Here is a 16,438-nt window from a genome sequence, read left to right on the forward strand (position 1 = left end):
TTTCCGCATGACCATCACCCGCATCGATCGCGGCCCGCGCATGAGCGAGGCCGTCATTCATGGCGACACCATCTATCTGGCGGGGCAGATCGGCGCGCCCGGCGAGAGCGTCACGGCGCAGACCCGGGCCGTGCTGGCCGAGATCGACGCCCTGCTGGAACGCACGGGCAGCAGCAGGAACCATATGCTGAGGGCGCAGATCTGGCTGGCGGACATGGACGACTTTGCCGAGATGAACGCGGTGTGGGATGCGTGGATCGCGGATGCCGAAGCACCCGCCCGCGCCACGGGCGAGGCGAAGCTCGCCAGCCCCGATTACAAGGTTGAGATCATCGTGACCGCCGCCAGGGTGAAGTGAAGCGGGCAGGCGGATTGCCGTACGGCAGGCACGGCAATCCGCCCGCAGCGCCGTCTGCAAGGGAGAGGCACGACTCATATATTTATTGCGATTGACTTGCATTATTATCAGCAATAAGGCCCTTTCTGCCGGCTGCGTCCGGCAAGAAAAAGGGTCCGTCCGCATGTCCATCGCTTTCCGTTCCGTTCTGCTCACCCCTGCCCTTGCCGCTTGCTGGGCGTCGCCCGCCCAGGCCGACGTGCTGGCGGAGGCAGACAATATCGTCGTCACGGGCACGGTCACGGATGAGAACGCATCGGCCACCGGCCTTGCCCTGACGCTGCGCGAAACGCCGCAGTCGATCACCGTCGTCGACCGCGAACGAATCCAGGATTTCGCGCTGACCAATGTGAACGACCTGCTGACCCAGATGGTCGGCATCAATGTGGAGCGGGTGGAGACCGACCGGACCTATTATAATTCGCGGGGGTTCGACATCACCAATTTCCAGGTCGACGGCATCGGCCTGCCCTTGCGCTGGGGCATCCAGTTCGGGGACCTCGACACCATCCTGTTCGAGAATGTCGAGGCGGTTCGCGGCGCCAATGCAATCATGACCGGGGTCGGCAATCCGTCCGCCACGATCAATTATGTCCGCAAGAAGCCGACCAGGGAATTGCAGGCCTCCCTCTCCGCCATGCTGGGAAGCTGGGACGACCGCCGTGTGGAAGCCGATATTTCGGGGCCGTTGAATGCGTCGGGCACACTGTCGGCACGGCTGATCTTCGCCCATGAGGACAGGGACAGCCACCTCCGCTACAATCATGTCGACCGCAACGTCTATGGCGCGATCCTGGATTGGGAGATCACGCCGCAATTAAGGGCGTCGGCCGGCTATACCCGGCAGGACAATGACGCGGACGGCGTGTTGTGGGGCGCGCTGCCGCTGCTCGACGATAATGGCGATCGGATCGCCTATCCGCGTTCGGCCAGCACTTCGGCCGACTGGACCTATTGGAACGTCAGCGACGAAAGCGCATGGGCGGAACTGGCCTATGCTTTCGGCAATGGCTGGAACGCCCGCGGCCGCTTCACCTATAATCATCGCAGTTCGGGGGCGGAACTGCTTTACGCCTATGGCTATCCCGATGCGGCGACGGGCGTCGGCGTGACGGGGATGGCGGGCAAATATCGCTCCCCCTCCGACCAGTATCTGGGCGATTTCTACGCTTCCGGCCCAGTGACGCTGTTCGGGCGCGAGCATCAACTCGCCTTCGGCCTCTCCACCGGCAGGACCGACGGCCGCGAATATGAGCAAAGCGGGCTGGCTGCCGTCGCCTACCCCGCTGTTGCCCAATGGGCGTTCAACCGCACCACGCTGATCGAACCCGACTTCACGCAGGAAAGCCTGGAGGAAGAGGTGACGGACCGGCTGACGCGGGCCTATGGCGCGCTGCACGCCAATCTGGCCGACAGGCTGAAGGCGGTCGTCGGCGCCAGCGCCTTCTGGCTCAAGACCACCGGCGCATCCTACGGCACCGACCAGTATCGCAAGAACAGCGCGGTCAGCCCCTATCTGGGCCTGGTGTTCGACGCCACGTCCAACATCAGCTTCTATGCCAGCTACACCGACATCTTCAATCCGCAGGACAAGGTCGACATCACCAACCGCCGGCTCGATCCTGCCAAGGGCAGCAGCATGGAGGGCGGCATCAAGAGCGAATGGTTCGACAAGCGGCTCTATGCCAGCGCCTCGCTCTTCCGCGCGAAGCAGAAGAACCTCGCGGAGCAGGCCGGCGTGTTCGGCGCGGGCGATCCGGGGCAGGTGGGCGACGTCTATTATGCGGGCGTCGACACCACTGCCAAGGGTTTCGAGATCGAGCTGACCGGCCGCGTGACGGACCGCTGGTCGGTAAGCGGCGGCTATACGGGCCTCAAGATCGAGGATCAGGCCGGGAACCGCGCCCGCACCTACCTGCCGCGTCAGTCGCTGAAACTTGCCAGCACCTATCATATTCCCGAGTGGCGCGACCTGAAGCTGGGCGCACAGTTCCGGTGGCAGAGCGACATCAGCACCCTCGACAGCACGGTCGGCCGCGACATCCGGCAGAAGGATTATGCGGTGCTGGACCTGATGGCCAGCATCAAGCCCATCGACCGGCTGACCGCCAGCATCAATGTGCGTAATGTGACCGACAGCAAATATCTGGGCAGCCTGATGTGGGGGCAGGCCTTTTACGCGGCCCCCCGCAGCGTGATGGGCACCTTGCGCTTCGATTATTGAGGATGATGGTGAACCAGCCTTCCCTTCTGCTCTGGACCAGCGCGCTTTTGGCGGCGGCGGCGGTGTGCCTGCTGCGCTTCTCATGGGGCAGGGCGCTACGATCGGCTCCGCTCAACGCTGCTGCCTGGGGGCTGCTCGCCTTTGCCCTGGCGATGGGAATGGCGGGAGCAGGCGCCTGGGGCGTTGCCATGGTGACGCTGGCCGCACTGGCAATGGCCTTCTCCTGCCTGGCCCTTGCCGCCGCGACCGCGCCGCCCGGCAAGACCGGCGCCTCCAACCGCCGCGCCCATATGCTGCCGGAAGGACAGGAGCCGTTGCGCATCGGCGGGCGGATGGTCAGCTTTCTGCTCAGCGTGCCGGGTGCGATGCTGGTGGCGCTGATCCTGGGACTGGCGGCGCGGGCCACGGCCGGAGCGCTGGGCGCGCATGAGGCCGACGGCAATGTGCTGATGCTGTTCCTGATGCCGCTGCTCTGGGCGGTGCTGGCCATGCTGATCCTGCTCTGGCCGCAACGGCGGCGGCAAGTGGGACTGCTGGCGGCCCCTGCCCTGCTGGGTCTGGCCATGCTGTGGATGGTCCGGCCATGAACCTTGGCCTGTCCAAAACGCTGGTCCAACGGGGCCTGTCCGCCCATGCCGCCATCGGCCTGCTGGCAAGCGCATTGCTCTATATCGTCTGCCTGACCGGCACGGTAACGGTGTTCTACGAGGAATGGCAACGCGCCGAGCAGCCCGATGCTCCGGAAATGCCGCGAATCTCGCCCGATGCGGTGCAACGCGCCGTGGCTTCCGTGCTGGCAAGCGAGAAGGACCGGAAAGCGACCGAGCATCTCTACGTCCATCTGCCGACCGACGCGCTGCCCCGCACGACCGTCACCACCGACCATCAGGCGGTGCATGTCGACGATCAGGGACGGGTGGTCGCGAAGGAGTTGAACGGATGGTCCGAATTCCTGCTGAACCTGCACTATACGCTGAACATTCCCGGCATGGTCGGCCTGACGATCGTAGGCGGACTGGGGGTGATGACCATCGCCCTGTCATTGACCGGCCTGATCGCCCATCCCCGCATCTTCCGCGATGCCTTCCGCCTGCGGGCGCGGGACCGGGGTGGCCTCGGGCTGGCGGACTGGCATAACAGGCTGGGAGTGTGGACCCTGCCCTTCGCGCTGGCGATCGCCCTGACCGGCGCGATGATCGGCCTGGGATCGATCAACGTCTATGGACTGGCGCAAGGCTTCTACAAGGGCGATATGGAGGCGGCCTATGCGCCGATCTTCGGCGCTGAGGGCAAGCCGAATGCCAAGCCCGCCCCGTTGGCGGACGTGGCCGCCGCGTTGCAGACGATGACCGCCCGCTTTCCGGAGGTGCGTCCGATCTACGTCTTCATGCACGAACCGGGAACCGCGGGGCAGCAGCTACAGGTGCTTGCCCTGCCGCAGCGACGGCTGGTCTATGGCGAAACCTATAATTTCGATCAGGCCGGGCGCTTTCTGGGGACGGTCGGCCTGGCGGACGGCGCGACGGGACAGCAGGTGGCGGCGTCGGCCTATAATCTGCATTTCGGCAATTATGGCGGACTGCCGGTGAAGATCGCCTATCTGCTGCTGGGTGGAGCGCTTTGCGTGGTGATCGCGACGGGCACTTCGATCTGGCTCGGCAAGCGGGAGCGGCGCGGCTACCGGCAACCGCGCTTGCGCAACGGGTGGAACGCGATCGTCTGGGGTTCGGGACTGGCCCTGGCCCTGACGCTGCTGGCACGGCTGTGGATCGGCAATGCGGCGCCGTTCAAGACGATCTTCTGGCTTTCGCTGGCGGTGCTGGTGGTCCTGGGCACCGCCTTGCCGGAGCGGTACCGCGTGCGGCGTGCCCTGCAATGGAGCCTGGGCATCTGCGTCGCGGCGCTGGTGCCGGCGGTGCTGGGAGGATAAGCGCTCCTGCGCCGATCCGGCGGACAAAGGGCATGGATGGTCGCTCTCGTCATTGATCCCATGCCGGTGGCTGTCTAGGCCATGCGCGAGGAGACCATCAGTTTATGAAACCACCCATTGGGCGGGATACCCGCTTGTGCATGTCCCTGTCCGGACGGCCCGGCAATGCGGGATCGCGCCTGCACAACCGGCTCTACGAACTGCTGGGACTGGACTATGTTTACAAGTCTTTCAGCACGACGGACCTGCCCGCGGCCGTCGGCGGCATCAGGGCATTGGGCATCCGGGGATGCGCCATCTCCATGCCCTTCAAGGAAGCCGTGATCCCGCTTGTCGACCGGCTGGAGGAATCGGCGCGGGTCATCGACAGCGTGAACACCATCGTCAATGACGGGGGCGTCCTCACCGGCTACAATACGGATTTCGTGGCGGTCCGCGACCTTCTGGAGCGGCGGATCGCAAGCCCCCAGCCCTTTCTGCTGCGCGGCAGCGGTGGCATGGCGAAGGCCGTTGCGGCGGCGCTGCGGGACGCGGGCTTCGACAAGGGCACCATCGTCGCCCGCAATGAGGCGGCGGGCCGAGCGCTGGCGGAACAATATGGCTATGCATGGCAGCCCGCCCTGCCCGATACGGGCGCGCCCCTGCTCGTCAATGTGACGCCGCTTGGAATGGAGGGACCGGATAGCGAGGCGATGGCCTTTCCGGCCGACTTCATCGCCGCCTGCGACATCGCCTTCGACGTCGTGGCACAGCCGGTGGATACGCCGTTCGTCCGCGCCGCACGGGCTGCGGGAAAGGCGATCATCTCCGGCGGGGAGGTCATTGTGCTGCAGGCTGTCGAGCAATTCGCGCTCTATACCGGCATCCGGCCGACGCCGGAACAGGTGCGGGATGCCACGCTATTCGCGCATGGGCCAGAGGTCGCGGCCAGTCTCGAAGCGTGAACGGGTCGTCCTTCGTCACAGGGGCGTCACGAATTGGCGCTTTTCCGACGCCTGTATGGCCGCTACGGCATTCCCTGGTTCCATGCATGGCGTGCGTTCGGCGCGCCATATTCTCTTGAGCGAGTAAACCGCCTATGCAGTCCGTCACCCTCACCCGCTTCCTGATCGAGCAGCAGCGCGAGGCCAATGCCATCCCGCCGCAATTGCGCCTGCTGATCGAAACCGTTGCGCGCACCTGCAAGACGATCAGCCACAGCGTGTCCAAGGGTGCGCTGGGCGAAGTGCTGGGCAGCCTGGGTAGCGAGAATGTGCAGGGGGAGGTCCAGAAGAAGCTGGACGTCATCGCCAACGAACTGCTGCTGGACGCCAATGAATGGGGCGGACATCTGGCCGCCATGGCTTCGGAGGAGATGGAAACGATCCATCGCATCCCCAATCGCTACCCCAAGGGCGAATATCTGCTGCTGTTCGATCCGATCGACGGGTCCAGCAATATCGATGTCGACCTGAGCGTGGGCACCATCTTCTCCGTGCTGAAGGCGCCGGAGGAATGTTCGGGCCGTGAGGTGACGGAGCAGGATTTCCTTCAGCCGGGCACGCAGCAGGTGGCGGCGGGCTATGCGATCTACGGACCGCAGACGCTGCTGGTGCTGACCATCGGAACCGGCGTCTATGAATTCACGCTGGACCGGGAAATCGGCTCCTGGCGGATGACGGATGGACCGATGCGGATGCCGCAGGGCAATGCCGAATTCGCCATCAACATGGCGCGTCGGCGGCAATGGTCGCCCGGCATCGCGCGCTACATAGAGGAACGCATCCAGGGCACCGAAGGGCCGCTGGGCAAGGATTACAACATGCGCTGGACCGCTTCGATGGTGGCGGATGTGCATCGCATCCTGAAGCGGGGCGGCATCTTCCTCTATCCCGCCGATCACCGCTACGCCGACAAGGCCCGGCTGCGGCTGATGTATGAGGCGAACCCCATGTCCTTCCTGGTCGAGCAGGCGGGCGGCGCGGCCAGCAACGGCTATCAGCGGATCATGGACGTCAAGGCAACCGGACTGCACCAGCGCGTCGGCGTCGTGCTGGGCGACAAGGCCGAAGTGGAAACCGTGGTCGCCTATGGACGCGAGGAATAGAATCCCGACGCACAGGCGCGGCCTGGAGGCATGTCCTGTTTTGGCCAATCCAAGACATTCCCCTCCCGTAAACGGGAGGGGTTAGGGGTGGGCGCGAGCGTAGCGAGCTTCCAGCTTAGCCGTTGAAAATTCACGCTGATGTCGCGCCAGCCCACCCCCTAGCCCCCTCCCGCCTGCGGGAGGGGGAATGTCCGCAATCCACCCATTCCCGCCGTCACTTACGGCAGGCGGATGTCAGGAAACCGTCAGCACACCGTCATAGGCGCGGTCTTCCAGCGCCCGGCCAGCGCCCATGGCCACGCAGATCAGCGGCTTGTCCGCGACCGTGACGGGCAGCCCCGTCGCGTCGGACAGCGCTTCGTCCAGACGCCGGAGCAGCGCGCCTCCGCCGGTCAGGGTGATCCCTTCCTCGATGATGTCGGCGGACAGTTCCGGCGCGGTCTGTTCCAGCGCGGTCATCACCGCCATCTTGATCTGGCCGACCGGCTCGGACAGCGCATCCGCGATTTCCGCCTCGCTGATCGACATTTCGGCGGGGCGGCCGTTCACCAGATCCCGGCCCTTCACCGTCATCCGGCGGCCTTCGCCATCGGGGGAGGTCGCGGCGCCCAGTTCGCATTTCACACGTTCGGACGTCGCTTCACCGATCATCAGATTATGCGTGCGGCGAATGTGGGAAGCGATGGCATCGTCCAGCCTGTCGCCACCGACCCGTGCCGAGCTGCTATAGGCGATGCCCCGCAGGGACAGGACGGCGACCTCCGTCGTCCCGCCGCCAATGTCGACCACCATCGCCCCGCGCGGCTCGGTGACGGGCAGGTCGGCGCCGATCGCGGCAGCCATGGGTTCCTCGATCAGCTGGACCCGATAGGCCCCCGCGTTGGAGGCGGCGTCGCGCAGGGCGCGGCGTTCAACCATGGTGGAACCTGTCGGTACGCAGATCACCACTTCATGGCGGCGGCCGAAGCGGTTGGCGCCGTTCAGCGCCTTGTCGATGAAATGCTTGATCATCTGCTCGGCCACGTCGATGTCCGCGATCACGCCGTCGCGCAGCGGCCGGATCGCCTGGATGCCGGCCGGCGTCTTGCCCATCATCAGCTTGGCTTCGTTGCCGACCACCTTGACCTTGCGGATGCCGTCGCGCGTCTCGATCGCGATGACGGAGGGTTCGTTGAGGACGATACCCCGGTCGCGCACATAGATGACCGTGTTGACGGTGCCGAGGTCGATGGCCATGTCGCAGGCGGAAGAGGAAAAGAAGCGCGGCAGTTTCATGCGAATGGCGGACAATCTGTGCAGGGGAAGCGGGATGGCATCCCCTGCACAGCCCCCTCTCCAAGCAGAAGCAGGGTGCGACAGCCCGTCCGGTATCCGGGGCCAGTTGAGGCGTTAATAGGCTCGCCGGGTATAGCTGATCGATATGGCCGGGGTCTGGTAAAGGATGAAATTCAATGGCCGGGAATAGGTCATGGTGATTTCCCTGTAGGAAACGCCATATTGCGTGCCCTGCACGACCGTCGGATCGTTGGTGTAGGTCGGGTCGAGGCCGAATTCACGGCTCTTCACCTTGGCGATGATCTCAGCGTCGGTGGGCCTGGGAAAGATGCTGGCATAGCGCGCGCCTTCGTCGACCGCATGTTGCAGGCCGGTGCGCGCGCAGGCGATGATGCCGAGTTGCAGCGCGCCCATCAGCAGCATGATGAAAGGCGGCACGGCGAGGACGAATTCGATCGCCGCCGCACCGCGCTGGTCGCGTATCAGGCGCGTCATTGCAGACGCACCGAGGCCGAGCCGGTGAGCGCGATGCCTTGGGACGACCATCTGCTGCCGGGGGCAAGTTTCGCGAACATCGGCGTATAGGTTCCTGAAATGCTGATCGCGACATAGCGCTTCGTCTGCTGGCCGTCGGGGCAAGGAACTTCCGGGCTGGCGGTCTGCACAATGGCATTGCAGAGCAGCGTGGGCGTGACGGTGACATTGCCGGTTGGAACGCCGGCTGCCGCAGCGGCGTCTGCGGCCAGATTATTATAGGCCTTCGAAGTGTCTGTGGTGTCGTTGGTGTAGCCGCCCGCGGCCGCCAGTTGTGCCGTGCGCTCCGCCGCGCGCTGGAGCCCGATCTTCGCCTTGAACGCCATGGCGACATCCCCCGCCATGAAGGTCAGCAGGACCAGGACCGGCATGATGATCGCCAGTTCGACGGTGCTGTTGCCGTATCGGTCGGAGAGAAGCCGCTTCATCATCCCACCAGCTTCACCAGCGTGGCCGTGAATTTATCGACTCCCGTATCTTTGCATTGATTGACGATATTGCTGTTCCCGATGAAAGTGACGCGCTTGCCCACCATCTTCACGCAGTCGGTGGTCATGCCCGATGTGCCGCTGAAGGACATCGCCTGGCCCGGAAAATAGAAAGCGCCCTGCAGGACGGAACTCGCATTGCCGTTGATCGTGTTGGTTCCCGAATCCAGCGCGCGCCGGTCCTGATAGAAGAGGACGCCATGATAAGGGTCACTGAGGTCCGTCGGCGCCTTCAGGTTGAGCGTCGCACCGCCATTGATATTGACGTTGGCGATGGAACTGGGATTGGTGGCTGCGTTTCCGCTGGTCAGGATGATGGTGACGCCGGTGCCGTTGACCACTGCCTGCGACCCGATGTCGAAGGTCGTGCTGTCGATAAAATATACACCTGGCGCCATGTTGAGCGTGCCCTTGACGTTGAAATTTTTATAGCAGCCTGGCGAGATGGATTTGCTGTTATTGGGTTGAACATTGGCGTTGCCCCCACAGCCCGACAAATCCGACGCAGTGGGCGTGGGCAGCGATGCATAGGGGTCCTGCACCGGGATGCTGTAGGGCAGCAGCGTGGTCGGCGAGACATAGTTGGAACTGGACGTCAGCCCGCCCACCGCCGCCACCGGAGTCGCCGTTACCGTGCTGCTGCCGCCTGCAGTGACGGCGTTGGATGCCCGCGAATTGGTGGCGATGCCGCAGCCCAGATTGACCGTGGCATTGCCCTGGAGCGTGATGCCGACCGCACTCGTCTTTTCGAGCGCAACGACGCAATAGTCGCCGCTGCCCACCACGGCCGCGGTCGCTTCGCCATAGATGACCGGCGCTTTCACCCCCAATATCTTCGAAAAGGGCAGCTCCGCCGAGGTTTGCAGCACCACGCGAACCGCCTTGCTGTTGCCGGCATAGGAACCTGTCGTCGGCGCATTTTCGATCGTCGGGGTTTGCGTCAGGGTGACCAATGACATGCGGTTGATGTCCGATGTCGCGCTGTCCGACGCGCTGAAGCCCTGCGCGACCGCATAGGCTCCTGCCAGCGCGGCGCTGTCCGCCTGGCGCTGGATCTGTCGTTTCCAGAGGGTCCATTGCACCGTGTCTGTCGCCAGGCCCGCCGCGCCGACCAGTACTGGCATGGAGGCTGCAGCCATCATCAGGACATTGCCCGTCCTGTCCCGCAGCAACCGCCCCACCGCTCTGCCGAACATTCCCATTCCCTTCCTGCGTGGAGCATCGCTCCAGATCACAGTCGGGGTTTTAAATATTATGGGTTAATGAAATATGATTTTCTAACATAAATTAGTTATATTGAATAGTATATAACTTTAGTTATATCAATATTGAGATAAATTAATTGATTTATTTTCGCATCAATATTCGAAAATAATACTGATAAACTATAGTATAGGATGAAATATTTCTACGTATTTTTGAAAATAACTGAGATTTTCTTGCGTTTCTCCTCTCTGGAACGACAAGCTCAACCACCCTTCAGTCTCAATGAAAATCCCGCGATTGCGGCAATATCCGCACATTGCGCGGATGTCCTGAAGCGTGCCTCTGGCGCGTGCGGGAAGACTCCTGCACATCCGTTTGCGAAAGCCGTGACAATTCCGCGGTCCTGTCATGCACGCGGGAAGCCATCAGGTGGACGACGCCTTCCTTGCTGCGCTGCACTTCCCCTTCGACCAGCATCAGCCGCGACGCCATGACCGGACGCCGCTGCATTTCGAACAATCGCGCCCATAGAAGAATATTGGTGATTCCCGTCTCATCCTCGATGGTGATGAAGACCGCATTGCCCTTGCCCGGCCGTTGCCGCACCAGCACCACGCCGGCCGTCTTCACCAGGGCTCCGTTCTTCGCCGCCGAAATCTGGGCGCAGCTCAGCACGCCCTCCGCCGCGAAGACCGGGCGCAGGAATTGCATCGGATGCCCTTTGAGCGACAGGCGCGTCACCAGATAATCGGCCTCGACATGCTCGGACAAAGCCATGGCAGGCAGCATCGCATCAGGCTCCTCCCCCAGTTCCTGCGCCTTGGCGGCGGCAAACAGCGGCAATTCGTCCGAAGGCGTCCGCCGCGCTTCCCACAGGGCAGCCCGCCGGTCCTTCCCCAGCGAGCGGCAGGCATCGGCGTCCGCCAGCAACCGCAAGGCCCGCGCCGGCAATCCCGCCCGCCGCGCCAGATCCTCCATGGTGGAAAACAGCCCTTCCTTTCGCGCCGCAACCAGTTGCTTCGCCCAATCCTCGCGAAAACCATCCACCTGCCGCAGTCCAAGGCGCAGCGCCAGGGCCCGCCCCGCCCCCTCGCCCCGACCGCCGTCCCGCGACCGCAACAGCGGTTCGAGCGCATTGTCCCACCCGCTCATATTCACATCGACATCATGCACGGTGACGCCATGCTCCCGCGCATCGCGCACGATCTGGGCCGGGGCGTAGAAACCCATGGGCTGCGAATTGAGGAGAGCGCAGGCGAACACCGCCGGCTGATGGCATTTGATCCAGGCCGACACATAGACCAGCCGCGCGAAGGACAGGGCATGGCTTTCGGGAAAACCGTAGCTGCCGAAACCCTCGATCTGCTTGAAGCAGCGTTCGGCAAACTCCGCCTCATAGCCCCGCTCCACCATGCCCCTGATCATCTTCTCGCGAAAATGATGGATCGTGCCGACATTGCGGAAGGTCGCCATGGCGCGGCGCAGGGCGTCGGCCTCCGCCGGCTCGAAACCTGCCGCCTTGATCGCAAGCTTCATCGCCTGTTCCTGGAACAGCGGCACGCCATAAGTCTCGCCCAGCAATTTCTCCAGTTCATCGGCTGGTCCATGATGGGGGGACGGCCGGGGATATTCGACCTTCTCATCCCCGCATCGCCGCCGCAGATAGGGATGGACCATATTGCCCTCGATCGGCCCGGGACGAACGATCGCCACCTGCACGGTCAGGTCATAGATGGAGCGTGGCTTCAGACGGGGCAGCATGTTGATCTGCGCCCGGCTTTCCACCTGGAAAACGCCGATGCTGTCACCCTTGCACAGCATGTCGTAAACGGTTTCGTCCGCCGCCTCCATATCGACCGTCAGCTGGTGATCGCCCAGCCCCTGTTCCCGCATCAGGTCGAACGCCCGGCGGATGCAGCTCAGCATCCCCAGCGCCAGCACGTCGACCTTCATCAGGCCGAGCGCGTCGATGTCATCCTTGTCCCATTCGATGAAGCTGCGATCCTCCATCGCCGCATGATGCAGCGGCACCGTCTCGTCCAGCCGGTTCTGCGTCAGCACAAAGCCCCCCACATGCTGCGAAAGATGGCGCGGAAAGGGCTCTGACAGCAACTGGTCGACAATCGCCTTCAACTGCGCGATCTGCGGATTGTCGAGCGCGAAGCCCGCCTCCACGATCCGCGCATCGTTCATGTCGCTCGAATAACTGCCCCACACCGTGCTGGAGAGGCGGGCCGACACATCCTCGCTAATGCCCAGCGCCTTCGCCACTTCCCGCACGGCGCTGCGCGAACGGTAATGGATGACGGTCGCGGCGATCCCGGCGCGATGGCGGCCATAGCGTTCGTAGATATATTGCATCACCTCCTCGCGCCGCTCATGTTCGAAATCGACGTCGATGTCGGGCGGTTCGTTGCGATCTTCGGATACGAAGCGGGAAAAGAGCAGGTCGTGCTTGAGCGGATCGATGGATGTCACGCCCAACAGGAAGCAGACCATGCTGTTCGCCGCCGATCCGCGTCCCTGGCAAAGGATGCCCTTGGTCCGGGCAAAGGCGACGATGTCATGCACGGTCAGGAAATAATAGGCATAGTTGCGCTTGGCGATCAGTTCGAATTCTTTTTCCAGTGTCTCGCGGGCCTTCAGGGGAAGACGCGCGCCATAGCGGGCATGGGCGGCGGACCAGGTCAGTTCCTCCAGCCATTGCTGCGCCGTCCATCCTTCCGGCACCGGTTCATGGGGATATTCATAGGCAAGCTGGTCGAGCGTGAAATGCACCCGGCTCAGCAAATGTCCGCTTTCCGCCACCGCCTCCGGGCAATCGCGGAACAGATGGGCGATTTCGGCAGGGTCATGGATATGCCTTTCCGCATTCGCCTCCAGCAGGCGCCCTGCCCTGGCGATGCCGGTGCCTTCGCGAATGCAGCTCAGCACATCCTGCAGGGGACGCTGCGCCGGACTGGCGTAGAGCACGTCCATGGTCGCCAGCAAAGGCACGCCCGCCGCCACGGACAAGGCCTTGAACTGCGCCAGCCGCCGCGCATCCCGCCCATCCCGTCCCAATGCCGCCGCCAGCCAGACCCGGCGCGGCGCAAGACGCGACAAGCGCGCCAGCAATCCCTTCAGATCGGACGGAGCCGGCGGCGGCACAAGACTGAGATGGCCCTGCCTGATCGCTTCCTTCGGGGGCCGGTCGTCATAATCATAGTCCACCGGCTTGCGATGCGCGGTCTGTTGGGTGGCGGTGGAGCCAGGCATCACGATCAGCAGCAGATCGTCCAGATAGGCGGTCAGATCCTCATAGCGGAGGATACAGTCGCCCTTCACCGAACGGAGATTGCCGACGGTCAGCAATTTGGTGAGTTCGCCCCAACCCCGCCGCGTCGCGGGATAGGCGACGATGTCCGGCGTTCCATCCACGAAGACCAGCCTTGCGCCGACGACCAGCCGCAGGTCGGTCCGGCAGGCGCGCTCCTCCTCTTCGCTGAGTTCCAGCGGCTGCCCCGCTTCCTTGCGCGCCTCCAGCAAAGCGGCGCGCATCCGTTCGGGCCAGCGCTTGCGCGCGACATGGGCGCGGACCACCCCGGCGACGCTATTGCGGTCGGCTATGCCCAGGCCCACAAGCCCCAGGGCGATGGCGCGCGTCACCATGTCCTGCGGATGGGATGCGCCGCGCAGGAAGGAGAAATTGGTCGCCGCCACCAACTCGGCAAAGGGAGGCGTCTCTGCCGGCCCGATCGGCGGAGATTCGCCGCGCGACCCGCGCCGCCCCTTTTCCCGCGCAGCCTCCAGCGCATTCAGTTCACGCCGGTCGATGGATTTGGGCCTGGACGGGTCTGGACCCTTGCCGTGGCGCTTCATGCGAACAGGCCATGGATGTACCAGCCGGGATGTTCCGCTTCGGCGCCGTAAAGCCCGTTGCGGAATATCCAGTAGCGCCGCCCGCGCGCATTCTCGACCCGGTAATAGTCGCGGGTCAGCCCCACGCTCTCGCCCTCCAGCGCGCCGTCCCTGGCCGTCCACCATTCGGGCGCGATGCGTTCGGGGCCTTCGTAGCGCGTCACTTCATGCAATGCCTTGCGCCAGCGGAAGCGATGGGGCGGACCATCGGGCACCTCGGCCACCACGTCGATCGGCTGCGGCGGATCGAACAGATGCAGCGGGCGCATGGGCGGCTCCCCCTCCTGCCCCTCTTGCGGCCAGTTCATGGGCGCGCGGCTTTCCACGGCGGGCAGGGCAAGCTGGGCCTGTTCGGGGATATGGCTGTCCTTCGGGTGAAGCCGCTGGATGCGAGCCCGGCCTGCCCGGATCGACAGCCGGTCGACCAGAGCCGCGACGCTTTCCTCGCGACGCGCCTCTCCCCCTTCCAGCGCCAGTTGCGTCGGCGCCATCGGCTCCGCCTGCGGCACGGTAAGGCGCAGCATGTCGAAGCCGAAACCGGGATCGAGCGGATCGGACAGGGCATCGATCCGTTCCTGCACCAGCCGCATGATAGCGGGCGCGTCCCGCACCGGCAGGCTGGTTTCCACCCGCAAGGGAAAGGCAAGGCCGTCGCTGCGGAAGAACAGCGCCTCGAACCGTCGACCGCCTTGCCCGCGTTCGCTGAGCCGCTCCCCCGCCTCGGCCGCCATCTCCTCCAGCGTCCGGAGGGCAAAGGCGGTGCTGCCCATCGGCTCGGCAAAACGCCGCTCGATCCGGATCGCGGGACGCGACCGCCGGGGGGAGAGAGGCCGCCTCCCCAATCCCAGCAAAGCGTGCAGCGCGTCCACCGCCGCCTCACCGAAGCGCGACGCCAGGACCGCCGCCGGCCGCGCCGCCAGATCGCCCACGGTCCGCAGTCCCGCGCGGCGCAACGCCACCGCGCTTTCATCCTCCAGCCGCAACGCCTCGACCGGCAGGCGGCGCAGCGCCGCATCCTCGTCCGCCGCCGCGCCCACCGGAAAACGGCACAGCGCATGCGCACCCTCCGCCGTTCCGGCAAGGGCATGGCGCACCCGCATGCCATGACGCTCCAGCCGTTCGGCCGCCTCGCGCGCCAGCATCTCCTCCCCGCCCCAGAGATGCGCGCAGCCGGTAATGTCGAGCATCAGACCGAAGGGTGAATCCAGCGCCGCAACCGGCGTGTAGCGGGAACAACCGTCGCAGAGCCGCTCCAGCCAGTCCTGATCGCCATGGGGATCGGCATCGAACACGCGCAGGTCCGGTTCCCGCGCACGCGCATCGGCCAGCGTCATGCCCGGCGTCAGGCCCAGCGCGAGAGCATCGGCGTCGAGCATGGCCAGCCGCATCGCGCCGCGCACCTGTTCGACGACGGCTGCGGGACCTTCGCCCTGCGCCCAGAGATCAGGCCGCGCGATCCGAAGCCGGTCGATCGGCAGGAACGGAAACCACAGCGCCAGATAGCGGCGCTTGCCCATCGCGTCCTCCGCCCTCCCGTCCGCTGCCATCCTGTCCAAGGCCATGGCGTTCATCGCGCCCACCTCCACTTCCTTCAAACATGCCCCGGCCATTGTCCCAGACCAGCCGCCAGCCGAGCCCGTCCCGTCCCGCCCGCCGTCGCAACAGGCCAAGGTCGAAGGCGCTTCTGCCCGGCCCGTTTCCCGGCAAGGGCAGAGAGGGCGCCGCCGCAACGCGCCAGCGCGTGTCCGCCGCGCTAGGCACCGGATCGCCGCCCACCCGCAACAGGAAAGCCGTGACGCCGGACGACTCCGCCGCCAGCGCCAGCCGCCGGCTGGCTGTCAGGTCGAGCAAGGGCGCCGGCCCGCGCAATTCCACCACCAGTGCGCCCAAAGCGGGGCATCGCAGCGCGTCGACCGCCGCTCGCAGCAGCATGGCGTCATCGGCCATCGCGCCGATCAGCAACCGGGCGGGATCGATGCCCAATGCGGCCAGTCCGGGACCATAGGGCATGCCCCCCGCCCGGCCCGCCGCCATCGTGCGCAGCCAGAGCAGGGGCGCCTCCCCCGCCGCCAGCCGCGCGAGGATCAGGGCCAGCCCAGCCCCCGCCGCCCCTTCTTCGGTCGCGGCGAAGAATTCATGCACCCGCCCCCGCGCCAGACCGCCGTCCAGCGCCAGATCGAGCGGCGCATAGCCGGTTTCCACCCGCGCATGGGGCTGGGAGGCTAGAACGCCCTCCAGCGATGCGATATGCCGCCTGAGGGCGGCGAGGGTCTTCACCGACTCAGCCATATATTCGTTCCCTGTTTGTTCTTTTCGCCGCAATGGCAGGCGCTGTCAATCGACCGTGAAGGCCCGAGCCGGAAAAGGCGCTGGCGACGCTCGCACCCCGCAATTTCCC

At 64.8% G+C, this 16,438-nt stretch carries 13 protein-coding genes; 6 read left to right on the forward strand and 7 right to left on the reverse strand.

What is annotated here, in order from left to right; translation table 11 throughout:
- Positions 1–7: 7 nt before the first annotated feature.
- The 6 genes from A8G00_RS01355 to A8G00_RS01380 all read left to right on the forward strand — a co-directional run bounded on the left by A8G00_RS01355 (position 8) and on the right by A8G00_RS01380 (position 6,637).
- Complete coding sequence (locus tag A8G00_RS01355) at positions 8–358, forward strand: RidA family protein (RefSeq protein WP_102999751.1); 351 nt, start codon at positions 8–10, stop codon at positions 356–358.
- 163 nt (positions 359–521) lie between these two features.
- A complete protein-coding gene (locus tag A8G00_RS01360; RefSeq protein WP_102999752.1) occupies positions 522–2,621 on the forward strand; it encodes a TonB-dependent siderophore receptor in 2,100 nt (699 codons plus the stop codon).
- Positions 2,622–2,629: 8 nt separating this feature from the next.
- Positions 2,630–3,208 carry a hypothetical protein gene (locus A8G00_RS01365; RefSeq protein ID WP_146032541.1) on the forward strand — a complete coding sequence of 193 codons (579 nt, stop codon included), beginning with the start codon at positions 2,630–2,632 and terminating at the stop codon, positions 3,206–3,208.
- Positions 3,205–4,551 carry a PepSY domain-containing protein gene (locus A8G00_RS01370; RefSeq protein ID WP_102999754.1) on the forward strand — a complete coding sequence of 449 codons (1,347 nt, stop codon included), beginning with the start codon at positions 3,205–3,207 and terminating at the stop codon, positions 4,549–4,551. Before A8G00_RS01365 ends, A8G00_RS01370 begins: the two co-directional genes overlap by 4 nt.
- Before the next feature lie 104 nt (positions 4,552–4,655).
- Positions 4,656–5,495 carry a shikimate 5-dehydrogenase gene (locus A8G00_RS01375; protein WP_102999755.1) on the forward strand — a complete coding sequence of 280 codons (840 nt, stop codon included), beginning with the start codon at positions 4,656–4,658 and terminating at the stop codon, positions 5,493–5,495.
- A gap of 134 nt (positions 5,496–5,629) precedes the next feature.
- Positions 5,630–6,637, forward strand: coding sequence for a class 1 fructose-bisphosphatase (locus A8G00_RS01380; protein WP_044662631.1), 1,008 nt, complete (start codon positions 5,630–5,632; stop codon positions 6,635–6,637).
- 234 nt (positions 6,638–6,871) lie between these two features.
- Here the strand turns inward: A8G00_RS01380 and A8G00_RS01385 are convergent, their stop codons facing one another.
- The 7 genes from A8G00_RS01385 to A8G00_RS01415 form a co-directional block, all read right to left on the reverse strand.
- Positions 6,872–7,912 carry a rod shape-determining protein gene (locus A8G00_RS01385; protein ID WP_025551712.1) on the reverse strand — a complete coding sequence of 347 codons (1,041 nt, stop codon included), beginning with the start codon at positions 7,910–7,912 and terminating at the stop codon, positions 6,872–6,874.
- Between the two features lie 114 nt (positions 7,913–8,026).
- A complete protein-coding gene (locus A8G00_RS01390) occupies positions 8,027–8,407 on the reverse strand; it encodes a TadE/TadG family type IV pilus assembly protein (protein ID WP_025551710.1) in 381 nt (126 codons plus the stop codon).
- The gene (locus tag A8G00_RS01395; protein ID WP_102999756.1) at positions 8,404–8,877 is read right to left on the reverse strand and encodes a TadE/TadG family type IV pilus assembly protein; all 474 of its coding nucleotides are present in this window, start codon (positions 8,875–8,877) and stop codon (positions 8,404–8,406) included. The genes A8G00_RS01390 and A8G00_RS01395 overlap by 4 nt, the downstream gene beginning before the upstream one ends.
- Complete coding sequence (locus tag A8G00_RS01400) at positions 8,874–10,130, reverse strand: pilus assembly protein TadG-related protein (protein ID WP_102999757.1); 1,257 nt, start codon at positions 10,128–10,130, stop codon at positions 8,874–8,876. Before A8G00_RS01400 ends, A8G00_RS01395 begins: the two co-directional genes overlap by 4 nt.
- Positions 10,131–10,419: 289 nt before the next feature.
- Positions 10,420–14,001 carry an error-prone DNA polymerase gene (locus tag A8G00_RS01405; protein WP_102999758.1) on the reverse strand — a complete coding sequence of 1,194 codons (3,582 nt, stop codon included), beginning with the start codon at positions 13,999–14,001 and terminating at the stop codon, positions 10,420–10,422.
- Positions 13,998–15,587: a DNA polymerase Y family protein gene (locus tag A8G00_RS01410; protein WP_102999759.1), complete on the reverse strand. Its 1,590-nt coding sequence runs from the start codon at positions 15,585–15,587 to the stop codon at positions 13,998–14,000. Before A8G00_RS01410 ends, A8G00_RS01405 begins: the two co-directional genes overlap by 4 nt.
- Positions 15,484–16,329 (reverse strand): ImuA family protein, encoded by an 846-nt coding sequence (locus tag A8G00_RS01415; RefSeq protein WP_102999760.1) that lies wholly within the window; start codon positions 16,327–16,329, stop codon positions 15,484–15,486. The genes A8G00_RS01410 and A8G00_RS01415 overlap by 104 nt, the downstream gene beginning before the upstream one ends.
- Positions 16,330–16,438: the final 109 nt, after the last annotated feature.

This window comes from Sphingobium sp. SA916 (genome assembly GCF_002894065.1).
Lineage (GTDB): Bacteria > Pseudomonadota > Alphaproteobacteria > Sphingomonadales > Sphingomonadaceae > Sphingobium > Sphingobium fuliginis.

Coding starts and splice junctions, on each gene's coding strand:
- A8G00_RS01355 (WP_102999751.1), top strand. CDS start 8: ATGACCATCACCCGCATCGATCGCGGCCCGCGCATGAGCGAGGCCGTC.
- A8G00_RS01360 (WP_102999752.1), top strand. CDS start 522: ATGTCCATCGCTTTCCGTTCCGTTCTGCTCACCCCTGCCCTTGCCGCT.
- A8G00_RS01370 (WP_102999754.1), top strand. CDS start 3,205: ATGAACCTTGGCCTGTCCAAAACGCTGGTCCAACGGGGCCTGTCCGCC.
- A8G00_RS01375 (WP_102999755.1), top strand. CDS start 4,656: ATGAAACCACCCATTGGGCGGGATACCCGCTTGTGCATGTCCCTGTCC.
- A8G00_RS01380 (WP_044662631.1), top strand. CDS start 5,630: ATGCAGTCCGTCACCCTCACCCGCTTCCTGATCGAGCAGCAGCGCGAG.
- A8G00_RS01385 (WP_025551712.1), bottom strand. CDS start 7,912: ATGAAACTGCCGCGCTTCTTTTCCTCTTCCGCCTGCGACATGGCCATC.
- A8G00_RS01390 (WP_025551710.1), bottom strand. CDS start 8,407: ATGACGCGCCTGATACGCGACCAGCGCGGTGCGGCGGCGATCGAATTC.
- A8G00_RS01395 (WP_102999756.1), bottom strand. CDS start 8,877: ATGATGAAGCGGCTTCTCTCCGACCGATACGGCAACAGCACCGTCGAA.
- A8G00_RS01400 (WP_102999757.1), bottom strand. CDS start 10,130: ATGTTCGGCAGAGCGGTGGGGCGGTTGCTGCGGGACAGGACGGGCAAT.
- A8G00_RS01405 (WP_102999758.1), bottom strand. CDS start 14,001: ATGAAGCGCCACGGCAAGGGTCCAGACCCGTCCAGGCCCAAATCCATC.
- A8G00_RS01410 (WP_102999759.1), bottom strand. CDS start 15,587: ATGGCAGCGGACGGGAGGGCGGAGGACGCGATGGGCAAGCGCCGCTAT.
- A8G00_RS01415 (WP_102999760.1), bottom strand. CDS start 16,329: ATGGCTGAGTCGGTGAAGACCCTCGCCGCCCTCAGGCGGCATATCGCA.